16 protein-coding genes, 1 tRNA gene and 1 pseudogene are annotated in these 18,447 nt (G+C 60.5%); 8 read left to right on the top strand and 10 right to left on the bottom strand.

The window, feature by feature from the left end:
• Positions 1-65: 65 nt before the first annotated feature.
• The gene (locus AC07WT_RS05145; RefSeq protein WP_492596122.1) at positions 66-1,274 is read left to right on the top strand and encodes a chromate transporter; all 1,209 of its coding nucleotides are present in this window, start codon (positions 66-68) and stop codon (positions 1,272-1,274) included.
• 99 nt (positions 1,275-1,373) lie between these two features.
• On the opposite strand, the gene AC07WT_RS05140 is transcribed toward AC07WT_RS05145, so the two are convergent.
• The 5 genes from AC07WT_RS05140 to AC07WT_RS05120 all read right to left on the bottom strand — a co-directional run bounded on the left by AC07WT_RS05140 (position 1,374) and on the right by AC07WT_RS05120 (position 9,385).
• Positions 1,374-1,832, bottom strand: coding sequence for a CopD family protein (locus AC07WT_RS05140; RefSeq protein WP_492596123.1), 459 nt, complete (start codon positions 1,830-1,832; stop codon positions 1,374-1,376).
• A 304-nt stretch (positions 1,833-2,136) separates the two neighbouring features.
• Positions 2,137-4,461, bottom strand: coding sequence for a DNA topoisomerase IV subunit A (gene parC, locus AC07WT_RS05135; protein ID WP_492596124.1), 2,325 nt, complete (start codon positions 4,459-4,461; stop codon positions 2,137-2,139).
• A gap of 62 nt (positions 4,462-4,523) precedes the next feature.
• Positions 4,524-6,509 (bottom strand): DNA topoisomerase IV subunit B, encoded by a 1,986-nt coding sequence (locus AC07WT_RS05130; RefSeq protein WP_494946284.1) that lies wholly within the window; start codon positions 6,507-6,509, stop codon positions 4,524-4,526.
• A gap of 374 nt (positions 6,510-6,883) precedes the next feature.
• Positions 6,884-8,812, bottom strand: a complete 1,929-nt coding sequence (locus AC07WT_RS05125; protein WP_494946283.1) for an ATP-binding cassette domain-containing protein — start codon at positions 8,810-8,812, stop codon at positions 6,884-6,886.
• A 171-nt stretch (positions 8,813-8,983) separates the two neighbouring features.
• A complete protein-coding gene (locus AC07WT_RS05120) occupies positions 8,984-9,385 on the bottom strand; it encodes a DUF4399 domain-containing protein (protein ID WP_494946282.1) in 402 nt (133 codons plus the stop codon).
• A 324-nt stretch (positions 9,386-9,709) separates the two neighbouring features.
• Between AC07WT_RS05120 and AC07WT_RS05115 the strand changes: the two genes are divergently transcribed.
• From AC07WT_RS05115 to AC07WT_RS05100, 4 genes are all read left to right on the top strand, one after another.
• A complete protein-coding gene (locus tag AC07WT_RS05115) occupies positions 9,710-9,901 on the top strand; it encodes a rubredoxin (RefSeq protein WP_492596128.1) in 192 nt (63 codons plus the stop codon).
• Between the two features lie 701 nt (positions 9,902-10,602).
• Positions 10,603-11,748: a hypothetical protein gene (locus AC07WT_RS05110; RefSeq protein WP_494946281.1), complete on the top strand. Its 1,146-nt coding sequence runs from the start codon at positions 10,603-10,605 to the stop codon at positions 11,746-11,748.
• Position 11,749: 1 nt separating this feature from the next.
• On the top strand, positions 11,750-12,709 hold the full coding sequence (locus AC07WT_RS05105) for a hypothetical protein (RefSeq protein ID WP_494946280.1): 960 nt from the start codon (positions 11,750-11,752) through the stop codon (positions 12,707-12,709).
• Positions 12,710-12,942: 233 nt separating this feature from the next.
• Positions 12,943-13,155 carry a hypothetical protein gene (locus AC07WT_RS05100; RefSeq protein ID WP_494946279.1) on the top strand — a complete coding sequence of 71 codons (213 nt, stop codon included), beginning with the start codon at positions 12,943-12,945 and terminating at the stop codon, positions 13,153-13,155.
• Positions 13,156-13,194: 39 nt separating this feature from the next.
• Here AC07WT_RS05100 and AC07WT_RS05095 read toward each other — a convergent pair.
• Positions 13,195-13,497 (bottom strand): annotated as a pseudogene (locus tag AC07WT_RS05095) (DNA adenine methylase); the annotation flags it as partial.
• 234 nt (positions 13,498-13,731) lie between these two features.
• Between AC07WT_RS05095 and AC07WT_RS05090 the strand changes: the two are divergent.
• Complete coding sequence (locus AC07WT_RS05090) at positions 13,732-14,076, top strand: hypothetical protein (protein ID WP_494946278.1); 345 nt, start codon at positions 13,732-13,734, stop codon at positions 14,074-14,076.
• Between the two features lie 123 nt (positions 14,077-14,199).
• Positions 14,200-14,886, top strand: a complete 687-nt coding sequence (locus AC07WT_RS05085; RefSeq protein WP_494946277.1) for an SOS response-associated peptidase — start codon at positions 14,200-14,202, stop codon at positions 14,884-14,886.
• A gap of 102 nt (positions 14,887-14,988) precedes the next feature.
• Here the strand turns inward: AC07WT_RS05085 and AC07WT_RS05080 are convergent, their stop codons facing one another.
• The 3 genes from AC07WT_RS05080 to AC07WT_RS05070 form a co-directional block, all read right to left on the bottom strand.
• Positions 14,989-15,219, bottom strand: coding sequence for a hypothetical protein (locus AC07WT_RS05080; protein WP_494946276.1), 231 nt, complete (start codon positions 15,217-15,219; stop codon positions 14,989-14,991).
• A gap of 92 nt (positions 15,220-15,311) precedes the next feature.
• On the bottom strand, positions 15,312-16,025 hold the full coding sequence (locus AC07WT_RS05075) for a trypsin-like serine peptidase (protein WP_494946275.1): 714 nt from the start codon (positions 16,023-16,025) through the stop codon (positions 15,312-15,314).
• A gap of 173 nt (positions 16,026-16,198) precedes the next feature.
• Complete coding sequence (locus tag AC07WT_RS05070; RefSeq protein WP_494946274.1) at positions 16,199-16,753, bottom strand: tyrosine-type recombinase/integrase; 555 nt, start codon at positions 16,751-16,753, stop codon at positions 16,199-16,201.
• A 601-nt stretch (positions 16,754-17,354) separates the two neighbouring features.
• Here AC07WT_RS05070 and AC07WT_RS05065 point away from each other — a divergent pair.
• Positions 17,355-17,429 (top strand) — tRNA-Arg (locus tag AC07WT_RS05065).
• A gap of 576 nt (positions 17,430-18,005) precedes the next feature.
• Here the strand turns inward: AC07WT_RS05065 and AC07WT_RS05060 are convergent.
• Positions 18,006-18,332, bottom strand: coding sequence for a DUF4148 domain-containing protein (locus tag AC07WT_RS05060; protein ID WP_494946273.1), 327 nt, complete (start codon positions 18,330-18,332; stop codon positions 18,006-18,008).
• Between the last annotated feature and the right edge of the window lie 115 nt (positions 18,333-18,447).

Genomic DNA, 18,447 nt, shown 5'->3' with positions numbered 1-18,447 from the left:
ACGCCGGGCGCGCCACCATAACAATGATTCCACAGGGCGGGCGCGTGCCGTGCGCTCGCAGCGCCATGCAGACGATCACGAGCCAGCAAGCCGCCAGACGAGGGAAACGGGAACCGCTATGGACGCTGTTCAGGGTCGTGTTCGGCCTGTCGGCGCTGTCGTGGGGTGGTCTCGCGCTCATGGCGCAGCTCGAGAACCACTACGTCGAACGTGAAGGCCGGCTCTCGCGCGTGGCGTTTTCCGATCTGATCGCGCTTGCCTGGATGGTGCCCGGGCCGGTTGGCTGCAATGTCGCCGTGCAAGTCGGCCATGCGCTGCGCGGACGCGCCGGCGCCTGGGTGGCGGGTGTCGCGAGCGTGCTGCCCTTCTTCATGCTGATGACGCTGTTCGCGACCTTCTACCGCACGCCGGTCGTGCGTGCCGCAGCTTCGCAGACATTGCTCAATCACTTCAGCGTGGTGCTGGCCACGCTGATCGCGATCACCTGGTATAAACAGACGCGCGCGCTGGTGCACGGCAAACTCGAATGGATCGCAGCGGCGCTCGGCTGCGTGGCGCTCTTCTATGCGCGCAATCCTGCCGCCTATGTGGTAATACTCGGCGCGGCGTTCGGCGCCGGCTGGCTGGTCAGCCCGGCTCGCGATACGCGCATCGTCATGTCGATCGCGCGCGGCGACTGGCAATTGCTGACTGCTCTGTGCGTGTTGCTGGTGTTGTTTGCGCTGCCGTTGCCGCATCGCTATGAACTGGCGCTGCTGTGGCCGCGCCTGGCGGGCGCGGGCATGACGCTGTTCGGCGGCGGCTTCTCTGCGCTGCCGGTGCTCAAGACGCTGTTCGTTACGCCGGTGATCGGCGTGTCGGACAACGACTTTACTTTGGCGTTCTCGCTCTCGCCGTTGTCGCCCGGGCCGCTATTGAATGTGGTGCCGTTCTTCGGCTATCTGGTGGATGGCTGGCCGGGTGCGCTGATTGCCACGCTCGCGTTGTTCGTGCCGTCAGGTTGTCTCGTGGTGCTGGCGCAGCGGCATCTGCGTCAGTTGAAGACTCATACGCGTTTCGAGCACGGCATGCGGTTCTTGCGTGCGGTGACGACCGCATTTCTCGTGGTGGCCGTGCTGCGGATTGCGGTTCATGTGCCGCTCGAACCCGCATATCTGTTGACCGCGCTGTTCTCCGGCATGTGCTTCGCGAAGCTCAAGGCGCCGGTATACGTGGTGTACGGAACAGTGGCCGTGGTATGCGGGCTGTGGTTTGCCTACGGCACCTTGCCGTAGGCCTCGCCGTCCCGCGCTTCACAAGCGTCATTTACATGCTTGATTCACGAGCTTGATGCACGAGCGTGGTTTCACAACACTGGCGTCAGAAGCGGAACTTCAGAACCCGCGCGACAGCACCGCGACGCCGACTGTCACGACGCCCAGCACGATATTGACGAGCACCAGACGGCGGATCGTGCCGACAGCCTGCGCGCCGTCCGGCCATTTCTGCGCCTGCACCGCGCGGCGAATGCGAGGGAATACGGCGAAGCGGATATGTCCGAAGATCAGCATCATCACGATGCCGAGGCCGGCCATCGCATGCAACGGCCAGGTGGCGTGAGCGCCGCCGAATTGCATCAGCAGAAAACCGCCGGTGAGCAGAATCACCAGCACTGCCGCTGCAACCCAATTGAAGAAGCGGCTGAACACCGATTCCCACAACGGCAAGCGCAGTTGCGGCGAAAGATCGGCAATTGCCGGACGCAAACAGAAATGCGCGAACACCATCCCGCCGACCCATACGGCGACGGCAAGCAGATGCAGAAAGAGCGCGAGTTCGATAGCTTTGTTCATGTTGTTTTCCTCTCCCGACGACGCCACACCGCTTATGACGAATGATATTAGCAGCGGCTATTGAGCGCGTTCGACCACGCACTGTACGCGCAGTTCCATGCACCGGCGCCCTCTTAACATTCTTTGTAGTTGTAATTGCAGCGCGCCCGATACCGCGACGGCTACACCCCGGATTTTTTTACTACCCACGGCGCGCACTTGAAGTTCGACCAGAACCAAAACGCGCGCCGCGTTCCCACCTTTGCTTCCTTGCTTTGCTTCCTTGCTTTGCTTCCTTGCTTTGCTTCCTTGCTTTGCTTCCTGGTTAAGCGGCCAACACCGGACGCATACCGTCGAGCTTCATCTTGCTCTCAGGCGCACGCCCCTTGCGCGCCCGCTTGCCGACATGCGGCGCGAGTGCGGCGCCGCTCAGCTTCTCTTCGTCCACGCGGCCACCGCGGCGCGTACCGATCAACATGACGCCCGCGTCGTTGATCGACAGCGCCTGCACCAGCGTTTCCTTATCGTCGAGCGCCATTAGCGTGACGCCGCGTCCGCCGCCCGACAGCGTCTTCATCTCGTCGAGGCCGAACACCAGCAGACGCCCGCCCGACGACAGACACGCAATGCGCGTCGCATCCGGCAGCATCGGCATCGGCGCGAGCGGCGCAGCGCCCGCGTCGATCGTCATGAACGACTTGCCGGCCTTCACGCGGCTCACCATATCGCCGACCTTGGCGATAAAGCCGAAGCCGTTGCTCGACGCGAGCAGCAGCGCCTGATCCGCGGAAGCCGCGTAGTAATGCAGCAGATGACTGCCCGATTCGAGCTCGATCAACGACGTGACGGGCACGCCGTCACCACGGCCGCCCGGCAGGATCGCCACGGCGACCGAATAGACGCGGCCATTGCTGCCCCACGCGACCAGCGTATCCGGCGTGCGGCACTGGAACGCTGCGTAGAGCCCGTCGCCGGCCTTGAAAGTGAAGCCGGCCGTGTCCAGCCCGTGGCCCTTGAGCGCACGCACCCAGCCCTTCTGCGACACCACCACCGTGACCGGCTCGTCGACCACGCGCGCTTCGAACGTCGCGCGCTTTTCCTGCTGGATCAGCGTGCGGCGCTCGTCGCCGTATTGCTTCGCGTCGGTTTCGATTTCCTTGATGAGCAGACGCTTCATCGCCGATTCACTGCCGAGCAGTTCTTCGAGCTTGGCCTTCTCGTCGCGCAATTCGGCCAGTTCCTTCTCGATCTTGATCTTCTCGAGGCGCGCCAACTGACGCAGCCGGATTTCGAGAATGTCCTCGGCCTGGCGATCGGACAGCCCGAAGGCCGCTATCAACGCGGCCTTCGGTTCGTCCGACTCGCGAATGATGCGGATGACTTCGTCGATATTCAAAAAGACGATCATCCGGCCTTCGAGGATGTGAATCCGGTCGTCGACCTTCTGCAAACGATGACGCGTGCGGCGCGTGACCGTCGCGAAGCGGAATGCGATCCACTCGTGCAGGATTTCGCTCAAGCCTTTCTGACGCGGCCGGCCGTCGCCGCCCACCATCACCAGGTTCAGCGACGCGTTCGATTCGAGGCTCGTATGCGCGAGCAGCGAATTGACGAACTCCGTTTGATCGATGCGGCTCGACTTCGGCTCGAACACGAGGCGCACCGGCGCGTCCTTGCCCGATTCGTCGCGCACCGCGTCGAGCAAGGCCAGCATGGTCTGCTTGGTCTGCAACTGTTCGGGCGTGAGTGCCTTCTTGCCGAGCTTGATTTTCGGATTGGTCTGCTCTTCGATTTCTTCGAGCACCTTCTGCGCGGCCGTGTTCGGCGGCAGTTCGGTGATCACCAGTTGCCATTGGCCGCGCGCGAGGTCTTCGATCTTCCAGCGCGCGCGCACCTTCAGGCTGCCGCGGCCGCTTTCGTATGCGGCGGAAATCTCAGCTTCGCTCGAAATGATCTGGCCGCCGCCCGGGAAGTCCGGACCCGGAATATGCTGCATCAGCTCGGCGTGCTGGATCTTCGGATTGCGGATCATCGCGACCGCCGCAGCCGCGACTTCGCGCAGATTGTGCGACGGGATTTCCGTCGCCAGACCCACGGCGATGCCCGATGCGCCGTTCAGCAGCACGAACGGCAAGCGCGCGGGCAACAGCTTCGGCTCATCGAATTCGCCGTCGTAGTTCTTCATGAAGTCGACCGTGCCCTGGTCGATTTCGTCGAGCAGCAGTTTCGCGATCGGCGTGAGGCGCGCTTCCGTGTAGCGCATCGCCGCTGCACCGTCGCCGTCGCGCGAACCGAAGTTGCCCTGGCCGTCGATCAGCGGATAGCGCATCGAGAAGTCTTGCGCGAGACGCACGAGTGCGTCGTATGCGGACTGGTCGCCGTGCGGGTGATATTTACCCAGCACGTCGCCGACCACGCGCGCCGACTTGACGGGCTTGGCGTTGTCGCTCAAGCCCATGTCGTTCATCGCGAACAGGATGCGGCGCTGCACCGGCTTCTGGCCGTCGCACACATCCGGCAAAGCACGGCCCTTGACCACGCTCACCGCGTAGTCGAGGTACGCGCGTTCCGCGTAATTGCCGAGCGTCAGGAAGTCGCCTTCCGGCGGCGGCGGCTCGGTGAAAAGGTCGAGAGTGTTATCGTCGTCCATCTAGATTCCGTATCCGTATTTGGCGTGAAGTTACCGTGCGATCCGATGCGCTACGCGCGCGCTCAGATATCCGCTTCCACTTCGTTGCCCTTTTCTTCCAGCCAACTGCGCCGCGACGCCGCTTCGCCCTTGCCCATCAGCATCGTCATGCGCGCGACCGTGGCGTCGTAGTCGAGTTCGCCGAGCGCCACCGGCGTCAGCCGCCGCGTGTCGGGGTTCATCGTGGTGTCCCACAATTGCTCCGCGCTCATCTCGCCGAGGCCCTTGAAGCGGCTGATCGACCATTGCGTTTCACGCACGCCGTCCTTGCGCAGCTTGTCGAGGATCGCTTCGAGTTCGCCTTCGTCGAGCGCGTAGAGTTTCTGCGCCGGCTTCTTGCCGCGCGCGGGCGCATCGACGCGGAACAGCGGCGGACGCGCCACGCACACATGACCGCGTTCGATCAGCTGCGGGAAATGCTTGAAGAACAGCGTGAGCAACAGCACCTGGATGTGCGAGCCGTCCACGTCAGCGTCCGACAAGATGCAGATCTTGCCGTAGCGCAGATTCGACAGATCGACCTTGTCGTCCGGGCTGTGCGGATCGACGCCGATCGCCACCGAAATGTCGTGCACTTCGTTGTTCGCGAACAGGCGGTCGCGCTCGGTTTCCCACGTGTTCAGCACCTTGCCGCGCAGCGGCAGGATCGCCTGATATTCCTTGTCGCGGCCCATCTTCGCCGAACCGCCCGCCGAGTCGCCCTCCACAAGGAACAGTTCGTTGCGGCCGATTTCCGTCGATTCGCAGTCGGTCAGCTTGCCCGGCAGCACCGCGACGCCCGAGCTCTTGCGCTTCTCGACCTTCTGGCCGGCTCGCGTGCGCGCCTGCGCCTGCTTGATGACGAGATCGGCGAGTTTCTTGCCGTGCTCGACGTGCTGATTCAGCCACAACTCCAGCGCCGGACGCGAGAACGACGACACCAGCTTCACCGCGTCGCGGCTATTCAGGCGCTCCTTGATCTGCCCTTGGAACTGCGGATCGAGCACCTTCGCCGACAGCACGAACGACACACGCGCGAATACGTCTTCGGCGAGCAGCTTGACGCCCTTCGGCTGCAGATTGTGCAATTCGACGAAGCTCTTCACCGCCTGGTACAGACCGTCGCGCAAACCGGATTCATGCGTGCCGCCCGCAGGTGTAGGAATCAGATTGACGTACGACTCGCGCATCAGCGTACCTTCTTCGCTCCACGCGACGACCCACGCTGCGCCCTCGCCTTCGGCGAAGGTCTCTTCGCTCGTGCGCGAGTTTTCGACGTAGCGCTCGCCTTCGAACAGCGGGATCAGCAGATCGCTGCCGTTCATGCCTTCGAGCAGATAGCCGCGCAGACCGTCTTCGTATTTCCAGCTTTGCCGCTCGCCGGTTTTCTCGTTGACCAGCGTGACTTCCACGCCCGGCAGCAGCACCGCTTTCGAGCGCAGCAGGCGTTGCAATTCGCCGAACGGCAGATTCGGCGAATCGAAGTATTTCGGATTGGCCCACGCGGTGACGCGCGTGCCGGACTTCTTGTCGCTTTTCGTGGCGGGCCGCACTTCGAGCTGTTTGGCGACGTCGCCGTTGGCGAAGCTCAGTTCGGCGATCTTGCCGTCGCGCCACACCGTGACGTCGAGGCGCGTGGACAGCGCGTTGGTGACCGACACGCCGACGCCGTGCAGGCCGCCCGAGAACGTGTACGCGCCGCCGGCGGCCTTATCGAACTTGCCGCCCGCGTGCAGGCGCGTGAAAACGATCTCGACGACCGGCACGCCTTCTTCCGGATGCAGGCCGAACGGAATGCCGCGGCCGTCGTCTTCGACCGAGACGGAGTGGTCAGCGTGCAGCGTGACCGTGATTTGCCGGCCGTGGCCGCCGAGGGCCTCGTCCGATGCGTTGTCGATAACTTCCTGAATGATGTGCAGCGGATTCTCGGTGCGGGTGTACATCCCGGGCCGTTGCTTGACCGGCTCCAGGCCCTTCAACACCTTGATCGACGCTTCGCTATACGCGGCGCTTGGCTTTTTCGTAGACATGGTTGACTCGGGTCCGTCGGTTCATCGTTGTCCACAGGTCCTGTGGACAGGTCCGTGGACAATGCGTTGAGTTTGCAAAAAAAGCGAAACGAAACAACGGGGTTAGGTGGGGTGCCCGCAGTGCGGGCAAGCTGTTTTGACGCTTGCTTCCTTTGGCGCGCTCGACGGCCGCTCGATGCCGGCTGTACCGCATCTGCGCCGGTGCGAACGCCGGGGAAGCCTGTTCGCGGGGTATTTTACTGATTTCGATACAGGCGGCAATTCACTGCGTGCGAGATTGGCCGTTTGGATAAGGGGCAGCGCTCAGGTTCGGCCTATTTCGACACCTGAGCTTGACCCGGGGGCGCGATGTGCGATCGCGCCGCCCCCGTGCATCACTTGCGCCTGTTTTCCAATTCGTCCCAGCGTTCCAGCGCGATCAGCAGTTCCTCGTCGATCGCGGCGTAGCGCTCGGTCAGGCGCGTGCCTTCCTGCGGGTCCTTCGTGAAAATCGACCCGTCTTCGAGTTGCGTGCCGATGGTTTTCTGCTCGGCCTCGAGCGCGGCAATCTTCTCCGGCAGCGCATCGAGTTCACGCTGTTCCTTGAACGACAGCTTGGCGGTGCGCTGCGTATTGCGGCCTGCGCCGCTGTCTTTCGGCGCAGCCTCCTTGCCGGACTCTTTCTGCGCTTCCTGCTGGGCGGCGAGTTGCTGCGAACGGTCGCGCTGAATCTGCCAGTCGGTAAAGCCGCCGACATACTCGCGCCACTTGCCCGCACCCTCCGAGGCAATCACCGAAGTCGCGACGTTATCCAGAAACGCGCGATCGTGGCTGACCAGCAGCACGGTGCCGTCGTAGTCGGTGAGCAGTTCTTCGAGCAGTTCGAGCGTGGGGATGTCGAGGTCGTTGGTCGGCTCGTCGAGCACCAGCACGTTGGCCGGCCGTGCAAACAAACGCGCGAGCAGCAGACGGTTGCGCTCGCCGCCCGACAGCGACTTGACGGGCGATCGCGCGCGCTCCGGCGCAAACAGGAAGTCGCCCAGATAGCTCATCACGTGCTTCCTCTGGCCGTTGACCTCGACCCACTCGCTGCCCGGGCTGATCGTATCGGCGAGGCTCTTTTCCAGATCCAGCTGCGCGCGCATCTGGTCGAAGTACGCCACCTGCAAGTTGGTGCCGATGCGCACCGTGCCTTCGTCCGGCGGCAGGTCGCCGAGAATCATTTTCAGCAGCGTGGTCTTGCCCGCGCCATTCGGGCCGACAAAACCGATCTTGTCGCCGCGCATCACCGTGGCCGTGAACTTGTCGACCACCGTGCGCGATCCGTAGCGCTTGGTCACGTCGGTCAGTTCGGCGACGATCTTGCCGGACTTCTCGCCCTGACCGACGTCCAGCTTGACGTTGCCCTGCACGTTGCGGCGCTCGGCGCTCTCGTTGCGCATCTGCACGAGCCGCGCGATCCGGCCGACGCTGCGCGTGCGGCGTGCTTCCACACCTTTGCGAATCCACACTTCTTCCTGTGCCAGCAGCTTGTCGGCCTTTTCGTTTTCGACGCGCTCGATTTCCAGCTGCTGCGCCTTGCGCGTCTGATAGGCCGAGAAATTGCCCGGGTACGACAACAGACGCCCGCGATCCAGTTCGACGATACGCGTGGCGACACGATCGAGAAACGCGCGGTCGTGGGTAATGAACAGCAGCCCCGCGCGCAGCGAAACCAGCAGTTCCTCGAGCCAGCGGATGCCGTCGAAGTCGAGGTGGTTGGTCGGTTCGTCCAGCAGCAGCACATCCGGCTGCACGACCAGCGCGCGCGCCAGCGCGACGCGCTTTTGCATCCCGCCCGACAGCGAGCCGACCCGCGCTTCGCCATTCAGGCCGATCTGCTGCAGCGTGGTGGCGACGCGCGTGCTCCAGTTCCAGGCGTCCGCGGTATCCAGCGACGATTGCAGCGTGTTCATCCGCGACATCAGCGCGTCGTGCTCGGGACCTTCCGGCGCATCGGCGAGCTGATCGGCGACCGCGTCGTATTCATCCAGCAGCGCGCGAGCGTGAGTCAGGCCGGCGGCGACCGCCTCGAACACCGTATCGTCCGTATCGAACTCCGGTTCCTGCGGCACATAGACCGTGGTCAGATTCTGCTGACGCGTGACGAGACCGTCGTCAGGCTTGGTCAGATCGGCGACGATCTTCAGCAGCGACGACTTGCCCGCGCCATTACGGCCGATCAGCCCGACGCGCTCGCCTGCTTCGAGAGAGAAATCCGCGTGATCGAGCAGCGCGACGTGACCGAAGGCCAGTTGGGCTCCGGTAATGGTGTAAAGCGACATGGAGAATTGGAGAAGACAGCGATGAGTCGGAACTGCTCATTGTACCGGGCGCACGGGCGAGTGCCTGTATGCCGGACGAGATAGGCCGAATGGCCGGCTTGCGGAGCGGATATTGAGCGTGAAACGCTGCCGGACGGGATTTGCACGTCCAGCAGCGTTTGGGCGGCAAGGTTATTTCACGTGAACCGTGATGGTCTTGCTCATGCCCGGACCGTACGAACGGTGCGCGCCATCGCCGAATTGCAGCGTCAGCGTGTGGTCGCCGGGCGGCAACGTCAGATCGGTTTCGGTCTGGCCTTTGCCGAAGTGCAGCGACTTGTCGTTGGCCGGAATGACTTCGCCCTTGGCGAGCGGCTTGCCGTCGATCAGCAGATGATGATGGCCCGTGCCTTCGGTCATCGTGCCAGCCGGCGCGATCTTCATGCCGTCGACGCCGAACACCACGTGCACCGGATTGCTGACGGTTGCGCCGTCCTTCGGCTGCACGAACGACACGCCTTCGGCCTGCGCCACGCCCGATGCGGCCAGCAACCCGGCCAGCACGGCGCCGGTCAACCATTTGTTTTTAAACATCGTTTTCTCCTTTGAGGAAAGCGGCTTGATGCGCTGCGCGCCGGACGGCCGTGGCGGGATCAACCACCGGACGCCGGCCGTCGCGAAAGACGCCATGCGTCGGGCATGAACGGTGTCGAGATAAGCCGCGGCTCAGAGCATACACCGAGTGCGTGACGCGATTCGCAGCGCGATGGCGGACGTTTCGCCGGGCGGTTTGCGGCGCTGCGACATCGTATCCGGAGGTCCGTTTGGCAAATTCCGGTACTATTGCGGGTCGCCGCCGCTGCCCCGAAAAGGGGCAGAACGGGCGGATTGTTGTATTGAACCGAGAAAGAGTGCGTCGTGAGCGAAGTAATTGAAGTGACTGAATACAAGAGCTGGGTCTGCCTGATTTGCGGCTGGATCTACAACGAGGAAGAAGGCCTGCCCGAAGAAGGCATTGCGCCCGGCACGCGCTTCGCCGCGATTCCCGACGAGTGGCGCTGCCCGCTGTGCGACGTGAGCAAGGCGGAGTTTGCGGTGGTGGAGTTTTGAGGTTGCTGGATTGAACCGGTGATGCACCGTTTGAGTGCGGTGCTTGAACGCGGTACGTCAGGCGGTCTGGACGGCCCGGCGGGCGATGCCTGCCGGGCCGTTTGCTTTGCGGAAGAGGCGCTTCGCTGCACTCCTCCCGTCCGGCGGGTTCGATATACGCTGCGCTCGCTGGCGAATTGGGACTCGCCCGATCCTCGCGGACCTTGTCGGCCGGCAGGATTGAAGCGATTATTTCGGCTTGGTCCTCTCCCTGTAGTTCAGGGGGTGGAATGACAGGTGCAAGGCCTGTCAGATATGGATTGCTACCATTGCTGTAGCAAATCTGTAGCAGGCGAAACTTCCTCTCTTAGAGCACCAGCCGACTATTCGGCAGTCACGGCTCGCGCTCGCCAACGCCCATTCGAATGGCACCTCTCTTCCATTAGAGCGGCGCACGGCCCAGCCACCTCTCTACTCCAGATAGGATTGGCGGAACCGTCTAAAAGCTTTACAGTGCCGCGTAACCGCCCCAATTTTGAGAACATTTTTCGATGACTACAAGAGCAGCCGCGAAAAAGGCAGCAGCAACACCTCGTAGGTCTTCGCCTGCGACGGCTAAGGTAGCGGCGAAATCTAGCGCTCGTCGTCCGACAGGACGAAAGCCGACTGCCGATGCAGCCCCCTATCGAGACGACGAAATCAATAGCGCTCAAGGTCCCGCTTTGGATCTCCCAGAAGGTGACGCTCTGGAGATAGAGCCAGCCCGGTTGCTCCTTGACCCCGAAAATCTCCGGCTGCTAGAGCGCGTAGGCGAGACGTTCCGAAATCTGGAACTTAAACTATACGGACAGCCTTCAATTCAGAAAAAGCTCTTCGACGTCGTCAACGGCGATCCCCGATTCGACATTGGCTCCCTCGCGGCCTCAATTGCAAACAATGGATTTTTGAAGCACGAGCGGCTAATTGTCGCGAGATATGACGGAGAAAAGTTCCTTGTCCTTGAGGGCAACCGAAGGGTCACTGCGGTACGTAGGCTTATCGAAGAGAATGGCCCCGCTCTTCAAAAACTGCGTCCAACGGTGCGCGAGTCGCTGCAAACCCTTCCATGCTTCGTTCTAAAGGGATCTGTGATTGGGAAGTCGGCGCAACAGTTGGCGGCATATCGTCGCGCATCGGAAATTTATATTGGCATGCGGCATCTTATGGGTGCCAAAAGCTGGGAGCCCGCAAGCAGATACGAATTCCAGTCGCGTCTTATCTTTGATGAGGGTTGGGACGTATCAGACGTTGCTGAACGTTTTGGCCGAAAAAAGTCGGAGGTGCTTCGTGATCTCAAGGCTCACGTCTTATATCAGGACTTTGTAAAGTTCGAGCGCGCAAATTCCATTGAGCATTCACTAACATACAACGCGTTTTCCGAAGCTGCTCGAGCACCAGTTGTATCCCAATGGCTCGGTTGGTCAGCCGATGAGATGCAATATCTCAACAAAGAATATGAGCAGGCGTTCTTTCATTATCTGATTACCAGACTTAGGAGCGCATCGTCTGGCGACCAAGACACCGATGACGACCTGGTGCCGGAACTGTCGGCCGAAGTGGCCGTCCGCAGGCTTCGCGACATGCTCAAGCTGGGAGATGCGACTATTGAAGAGTCGCTCATTGATCGCGATTTCAAGTCTGCGGAGATTCTCTTCGAAGAGCGGAAGGAGGGAGCCCTACCTAAAAAAATTGCCAGCTTCACGAGAACGCTCAAGCGAACGACCTCCGAAGACCTGACTGATTCCCCTGAAACAGAACAAAGATTGCTGGAACTGCAAAAGCAGGTCGCGAAAATGCTGTCCATGATACAGGCGTTGTCCGGCGAATAAGATGACCTTGACCAATGCAGATATAAAGCGGGTGATCGACCATGCCCGATCGCTTGGTGTTGATGCACCGGAAAAGTCTGTCGAAGATTTTTTCGGAGATGTCTTGGGTCTAAATGCGATTCAACGCGCAAGCGTATTTCCAGACCCAGATCCGACCGGCGCCGGAGCAGTGGCCATCGGTCACCTCACTTGTGCGCGCGATGAATTACTTCGGGACAAGGGAGAGGTGCCGTCGTTTATCATTTTTCAAAGAGGGCGGCAGAACCGGACGCTTATTTCCGGCATCTCCACATACCTGCGACTTAAGGGGTTGCCGACAGACTATCCCATAGATTTTCTTACCCGCATTGCGACACATCAAGCGATTCGCCGCGAGTTGCTGCAAATAGACAAGGGGCACAAGCTTGAAGTTGTGGCGGCAGCTATTTTGTCCGAGGCGTGTCACTACGGGGAAGCTACGAAGGGCTCCGGGGACCAAGGTGTTGACGCCATCGCGTGGAATCATCTAATCCACATCGAGGACGCGTTTCTGGACGGGCTCATTGGTGACAAGGTCATTCGACCTGGACATCGCGTGATGGTCGTTGCCTCATCGAAAGCCGCAATTGGCTCAAACCCAAGCGACTTAAAGCTGATCAATCCGGCACACATACGCGAATTGGTCGGCGGTTGGCTCATCCAAAGAAGCGAGAGCGGCATCTGGAGAAATTTTGGCATTCAGATGTTGACGCCATTGCAGCTCGTGTTAGTTACAACATATCGCCTGAGCGAAGAATCCAAGGCCGAATGTCAACGACTCGGAGTTCAAGTGTGGAGCGTGCCTGAACTGGTCTACCTGATTTGTCGGTATGCTCCCCCTACTGTGTTTCCCAATGGTCGGCGGCCAACGTTTTCAGCGCGTGCGTTTTCTGATTGGTGGCAGGTGAAGGAAAACAGCCGGTTAAGCCCCGATTTTGCGTAACTTCCGCCGTTGCACAAGCGACGTTAGGTTAACGAACGTCTGGTTGTGCCCGAAACTTCGCTGAAGCGGCACGAACGGCTGATAAACTTAACGGCGGGCTTTTCCGGCTAAGCGCGTTGAAGGGCCGTTCCGGGTTGCTATGTTGAGATCTGCGCATAGGGGTCGAACTGAGCCCCTCAAAGTCACCTTGCCGCACTCCTCTGCCTGCCAACATTGTGGCGGGTGCGGAAGCCATGATCGATGAGTTGAGCGAGACCGGCGGTCGCCTGGGAGAGTTCATCCAGACGGCCCTTCGAACGTTTGTAATACGCGCGCAAGAGTCGAGCACACCGCTTTCGGAAACGGTGACCATCGAGCAGCTTCCCACCTTCGACCGACCGAACTTTGAGCGTTTTGAGATTCCTTACTTCTTTACATTCAGCGAGTCGGAAATTCCAGAGCGCTAGAGCGCTCTGCGCCTCCGACGGCCGATATATAAAGTGCGGTCAGAACAGACCGGCGGGTTGCGCCGCATCATCCCAGCTGAAAATAATCACCTCCTTCCGCGCGGTCTCCCGGCCGCCACCGCCCACGGTGTACTTGATGTCGACCGTCTCAATGTGGAAGCCGTCGAATGCGCGCCGAATGTCCCGATGGTCGTTGAGGCTTACGATCGCCCTGCCCTTCAACAATCGCAGACGGGTAGCCATCTCAAGGTATTCAGAATACGGAATGGGCACGCCGTAGCCTTCGGTCTCCCAATACGGAGGATCCAGGTAGAACAGCGTGTGCGGCCGATCGTACTTGTCGACGACGCTTTCCGCGCCTACGGCAGCTATGAAGATGCCGCCGACGACTATGCGCAGATGCTCTGGAACAACCCACGCTTCCGCGTCGTGCTTTCTCTACACCCGCAGTTCACAGTTCGCCAATGCGCTCGCCCACAACGGCTATGCGACGGATCCGTCTTACGCAGTCAAGCTCAACGCCATCGTCCGTGCGCACAAGCTCGACCAATATGATTCGCGCAGAACCGAGCCATGATGCGCCGCGCGATCATCACAGCAGCCCTCGTCGTCTGCACGCAGGCGTGCGCCGCCCAGCAACCGGTGACGAATGACGATAACGCAGCCACCCGTGCAGCCGACATCACGCGCACCTACGGTCTCTCGAAAGACAAGACCGAGTGCCTCCTCTTCGATACCGCCGACAAGGGCAAATACTTTCTGGTGCGGGTGCGGGAAAACCACACTGAAGCGTGTGGCGGTGCCGCCGGCGTCTCGCCTACTCTGTTCTTTCTGAAGATCCGCAAACGCGACGGCTACACCGTCACCACCGCGTACGACAGCGAGCACTACCTGCCGCTCAAAACACCTGCAAAGAACTGAGCGCAGGTCCGCCTGAGCAAGGTCAAAGTAACCTGGTACCGCCCACGATGGACGGCGCCAGGCGGATGGTGCAATCATCCGGTCAGGTTCACCGCCGACCGTCCTCTCGACGAGGAGCACGCCATGTGTGGTCGTTTCGCCCGCGCCCGCTACGGTATTGACTATGTCACGCCACTCGCCAACGACCGCGACACGCGCTGGCCACTGTTGAGCAGCAACGGCCCGCCAGAAGACACACCAAGCTGGAATGCATCGCCTGGCACCCTGCAGCCTGTCATCTATCCGGATGGCGTCGTCAGGCGCGTTCATTGGGGTTACCGCCCTGCCTGGGCGCAAGCCAAGGGCCTACCGCAGATCATCAATGCCCGCGTTGAAAAGCTCCTGACATCGGCGTGGAAACCCATGCTCAAAAACGGCCGCATTCTCGTGCCGGCCGACCAGTGGTATGAGTGGATCAAGGCCGACGACGGCGGCAAGCAGCCCTATGCCATCGGTACGAAAAGCCACGCACCGCTGTGGATGGCCGCGTTGACCAACGTCGCCCCGGATGCGGAACAACAGGCCGGCGATGGTTTCGTGCTGGTTACTGCCGCGGTCGACGCGGGGCTCGTCGACGTGCACGACCGGCGGCCGGTGGTGTTCGGTGCGGACACGGCCCGCCAGTGGCTCGACCCGGCCACACCGCCCGAAGTCGCAGCCGAGCTCGCACGCACTGCCGCACTGCCCGCCGAGGCATTCGATTTCTTCAAGGTCGGCCGCGCCGTCAACAGACCCGGAATAGACGGGCCGAATCTGGTGAATCCGCTCTAGTTGCGGTTCCGCACGGGCGGCTCTGCTCGAGATGCGCGATGCCGGTAATGGGCTTCCCTGTCTGCCGGTCCATGCCGACCAGCGCCGTACTCGCGCCCATCGTCAGGATCCGTCCGCGGCGCGTTCGAAATCGGGATGGCGGGCAAGCGCGGCGGTCTGTTCTTCGTCGGAAGCCACTATGGTGCTCTTTTCAACGACCAGTGTTGTGCCGTTGGCAAACACCAGCGTGCGCGACTCGAATACCTTGTCGTGAAAAGCGATCCGCGCTGCGCCTGCTGTAAGCGTCGACGCAGGAAGCTGTGCCGGCGTCGAGATTTCGTTGTCTTTCGCCATGTCCAACGCCAATAAGAAAGGCCTCGCGCACAGGCGAGGCCAGGTAACTTGTTAAACGTTTTGAACGTCGCCCTCCGTCGCAGGGCTACACCCTAAAGCCATACCACGAAGCCATCCCTGACCAAGTCGGCATCTCCGGCTGCGAGCACACGTAAGATAAATTCCGCCGTCTCCTGGGTAATCAGAATAGCTAACTTGTCTTCAGTGACCTTCTGTTTATCGTCCTCGGCATGACCACTATGCACTGCGCACACGAGTGGCTGATCCCCATCCCACATGAAGATTGGCGAACCACTGGAGCCCGGGGCTGTGACAAGATTAATGGATGACAATGCATTGACCTCCGGATTGACGCCGCTCCATTCACCTTCCGATGTTGCAAGACGATCGCCACCAGGAAAACCGGCAATGCAGATCTGATGAGGCGAGTCTGAGTCGATAACCCACAGCTTGGGATACCTGTCGAGTTTGACCGGACGATCAAGACGAACTATGGCGATGTCCCAACTCCTGTGCCGTGGGAAAGCCTGAGGACAAAACACGCACTTAGCGTAATGCTGCTGCTTCTCAGCAGGCTCCCCGACGCGCGAGCCCAATCGTATGGTCACCGCCGCTGCGAGCCACGGATTCTCAGCGTCAGAAGACACCACATTGTGTGCAACGGTGAGTACGTGGTAACTGTCGATCAGAACCCCCGAACCTGTTCCAGATGTCACAGGTCCGCGATTTGTTACCACACTCAATCGCGCGACGGCCCGGACCGGGACTTTGGCGCTTAGAGGTTTAGGTGCGTCTGGCTGTTGCATGGTTAGCTCCTTGATTCGTGCTCGTGACGCGATCTGCACAAATGCCGACGGACGCGAATGACTGATGAAGTAACGTCAATAACTCACCGGAGTACATTTCGCACACGGTAGGCATTTCGCCTCGCTCATGTGGATACTCCTCGCGATCGCTTCCGCTGAAAATGTGCCGGAAGTCACGGTGCTAACGTACGAGTACTCCATCGATGTTTCACGCAAACATTGCGCCGATTCGTTGGCCGTTTCCTTCCCGTCGCCTTTGCAAGGCGCGCACAGGTGCGGCACTTCCGTGAATGGCCGTTCTTCATAGAAGCCCTTTCCGCAACACGTCGGACAAGGCTCGCGATCATTGATCGGCCAGCGGGAGAAGCGAAGACGCGCATCGATAGCGTCGCGTACTGCCACTCGTTGTTGCCGATCTTCTGCCGGGGATGCTTGCGATCGCGCACCAGCGCCAGGTGATTCTCAGCGTCGATATCATCCCAGCGCAGGTTGAACAGTTCGCCACGGCGGAACGCACACTGTCTTGCGACGCGCAGCAGATCCGGCATGGCCTGCTGGCGCTCCGGATGCTCGGCGAACCACGCAAAGATTTTCTCGATTTCTTCGGCTGTCGGGCGGCGGTCACGCGTGCCGCCGGCATCGATCAGGCGCAGATGGTGAAACGTGGGGCAAGCCGCACCAATTGCATCGGGCAGCGTCAGGCCGAGCAATGACGCCATGTGGCGCATGACGGTGCGAGCTTCGAGATATCCGTGTCGACCGTGTACCCGCCTGCGCCGGCCGCCTTGCGTTCCTGTGCAAACTTGACGATGCGTTGCGTCGTGAGCTTCGAAGCAAAGTCACTTTCGAACGCATCCTCCAGCCATCGCAGGATGTAATCCTCGTTTGATTTTTCTTTGACGGGCCGCCCGGATTCGGCGCGGGCTACGCGGTATTTCCTGACGAACTCGCCGACCTTGACGGTCGCCGCGTCGACCGTATTCTGGCCGTTATCGATCTCGACTTCCCTAGCCCACGCCCAGGCTTCGGCAGCGCCTTTCGTTCTGAACGTTTTTGCTATACTCTGCCCTCGCTTGCGTACTTGGGCACGTCAGCGACTGCCTACTGGCAGGATTGAAGCCATGGTTTTCCCCGTCTCAGAAACTGTAGCAGTGCCAGATCACTTTTCGCTGCTACAGGGTCGATCTGTAGCAAAGGCGGGTATAAATTAGGGTTCACAAGCTGTCTCGGCGCTTCATTTAGGACGAAGCAGAAAAGCCGGAAACGCCCACGGGACAAGGCGGAAGCCAATAGCAGCAAGGCTCCGATCCACCCCGTTAAAACTATCCTCTCCCCGTAGTTCAATGGATAGAACAAGTGCCTCCTAAGCGCTAGATACAGGTTCGATTCCTGTCGGGGGGACCAATCAGCTTGCCAGCATTTCCCAAGTTCGCCCAGAAAAGCCCCGTATAGCCTTGCGCTGCGGGGCTTTTTTGTCGCCGTCAATTTTGCCTACGGTCGCTACATACAAGCCAGACTGTTTGGGGACGCCGGCGAAGCACAAATTCCTAAGACATGCCCTAAAGCACCGTCCTGTCTGGCCACGTAAATTCTGTCGGGTCCATCAACGCTTTCAGCAACTATTGTCACGTATTTGAGACGAAAACAGGAATCTGCGCTCTTATACGCCTTATCGAGTCCTCGCACGGTACCGAGCCGAGCCGGCGATACGTTTCGGACGTTTCCGCATGGACGCGATCACTTCTTCGCCACGAAACGCTTCTCGAACACGCTTCCGAAAGAAGCACAGCCCCGCAGCGGCCAATCAACCTTGAAAAACCGCCCGGACAGAAGAAGCCGGGCGAAGCCGCCGGAACGCCGACGACGGAGGAGTCCTGATCACGACAAAACAGGCCCGCATCCCCTTGCGAGAGCGAGCCTGTTTCGTGTCGATACGAGTCGAGCCGAGGCTCGATGGGTCGAGCTTCGCACCCGTATCGATTAGTGACCGACGTAGACCACCGGCGCCGAGTACGAACTCACCGTCGTCTCGGTACGGCTGCCCGATTGCGCCGAGCCGCTTGTAGCCGAACCATAACCGCTGGATTGCGCGTTACCATTTTGTGCAGCGACGCGTGCTTCAGCTGCCTGAATATCTGCCGGGTAGTACGGATCTTTACCGGCAGCGGGTCGATAACCGGCCTTTTCGACCTGGACGAGTTCAGCCCGAACCTGGGCGCGCGTCACAGGCCCGTTCGATTGCGCGAACGATGCGACCGGAGCGGCGAGAACGAGTGCAACAGCAACAGCTTTGATGAGCGATTTCATGATGACTACCTCCAGAGATTGTTTTGTGTGGCGCTACAGACCTGCTTGCCTGCAACCCATGGACGTAGTCTAGGAGGGGCCCAACCTCGGGTAAATACCTAACTCATGAAATCAC

Source organism: Paraburkholderia sp. GW821-FHT02A12 (assembly GCF_059422005.1).
This window is presented reverse-complemented; position numbering and strand designations above follow the sequence as displayed.

Coding starts and splice junctions, on each gene's coding strand:
- AC07WT_RS05070 (WP_494946274.1), bottom strand. CDS start 16,753: ATGCGCCACATGGCGTCATTGCTCGGCCTGACGCTGCCCGATGCAATT.
- AC07WT_RS05080 (WP_494946276.1), bottom strand. CDS start 15,219: ATGGCGAAAGACAACGAAATCTCGACGCCGGCACAGCTTCCTGCGTCG.
- AC07WT_RS05085 (WP_494946277.1), top strand. CDS start 14,200: ATGTGTGGTCGTTTCGCCCGCGCCCGCTACGGTATTGACTATGTCACG.
- AC07WT_RS05130 (WP_494946284.1), bottom strand. CDS start 6,509: ATGTCTACGAAAAAGCCAAGCGCCGCGTATAGCGAAGCGTCGATCAAG.
- AC07WT_RS05090 (WP_494946278.1), top strand. CDS start 13,732: ATGCGCCGCGCGATCATCACAGCAGCCCTCGTCGTCTGCACGCAGGCG.
- parC (WP_492596124.1), bottom strand. CDS start 4,461: ATGGACGACGATAACACTCTCGACCTTTTCACCGAGCCGCCGCCGCCG.
- AC07WT_RS05120 (WP_494946282.1), bottom strand. CDS start 9,385: ATGTTTAAAAACAAATGGTTGACCGGCGCCGTGCTGGCCGGGTTGCTG.
- AC07WT_RS05145 (WP_492596122.1), top strand. CDS start 66: ATGCAGACGATCACGAGCCAGCAAGCCGCCAGACGAGGGAAACGGGAA.
- AC07WT_RS05060 (WP_494946273.1), bottom strand. CDS start 18,332: ATGAAATCGCTCATCAAAGCTGTTGCTGTTGCACTCGTTCTCGCCGCT.
- AC07WT_RS05140 (WP_492596123.1), bottom strand. CDS start 1,832: ATGAACAAAGCTATCGAACTCGCGCTCTTTCTGCATCTGCTTGCCGTC.
- AC07WT_RS05075 (WP_494946275.1), bottom strand. CDS start 16,025: ATGCAACAGCCAGACGCACCTAAACCTCTAAGCGCCAAAGTCCCGGTC.
- AC07WT_RS05100 (WP_494946279.1), top strand. CDS start 12,943: ATGATCGATGAGTTGAGCGAGACCGGCGGTCGCCTGGGAGAGTTCATC.
- AC07WT_RS05105 (WP_494946280.1), top strand. CDS start 11,750: ATGACCTTGACCAATGCAGATATAAAGCGGGTGATCGACCATGCCCGA.
- AC07WT_RS05125 (WP_494946283.1), bottom strand. CDS start 8,812: ATGTCGCTTTACACCATTACCGGAGCCCAACTGGCCTTCGGTCACGTC.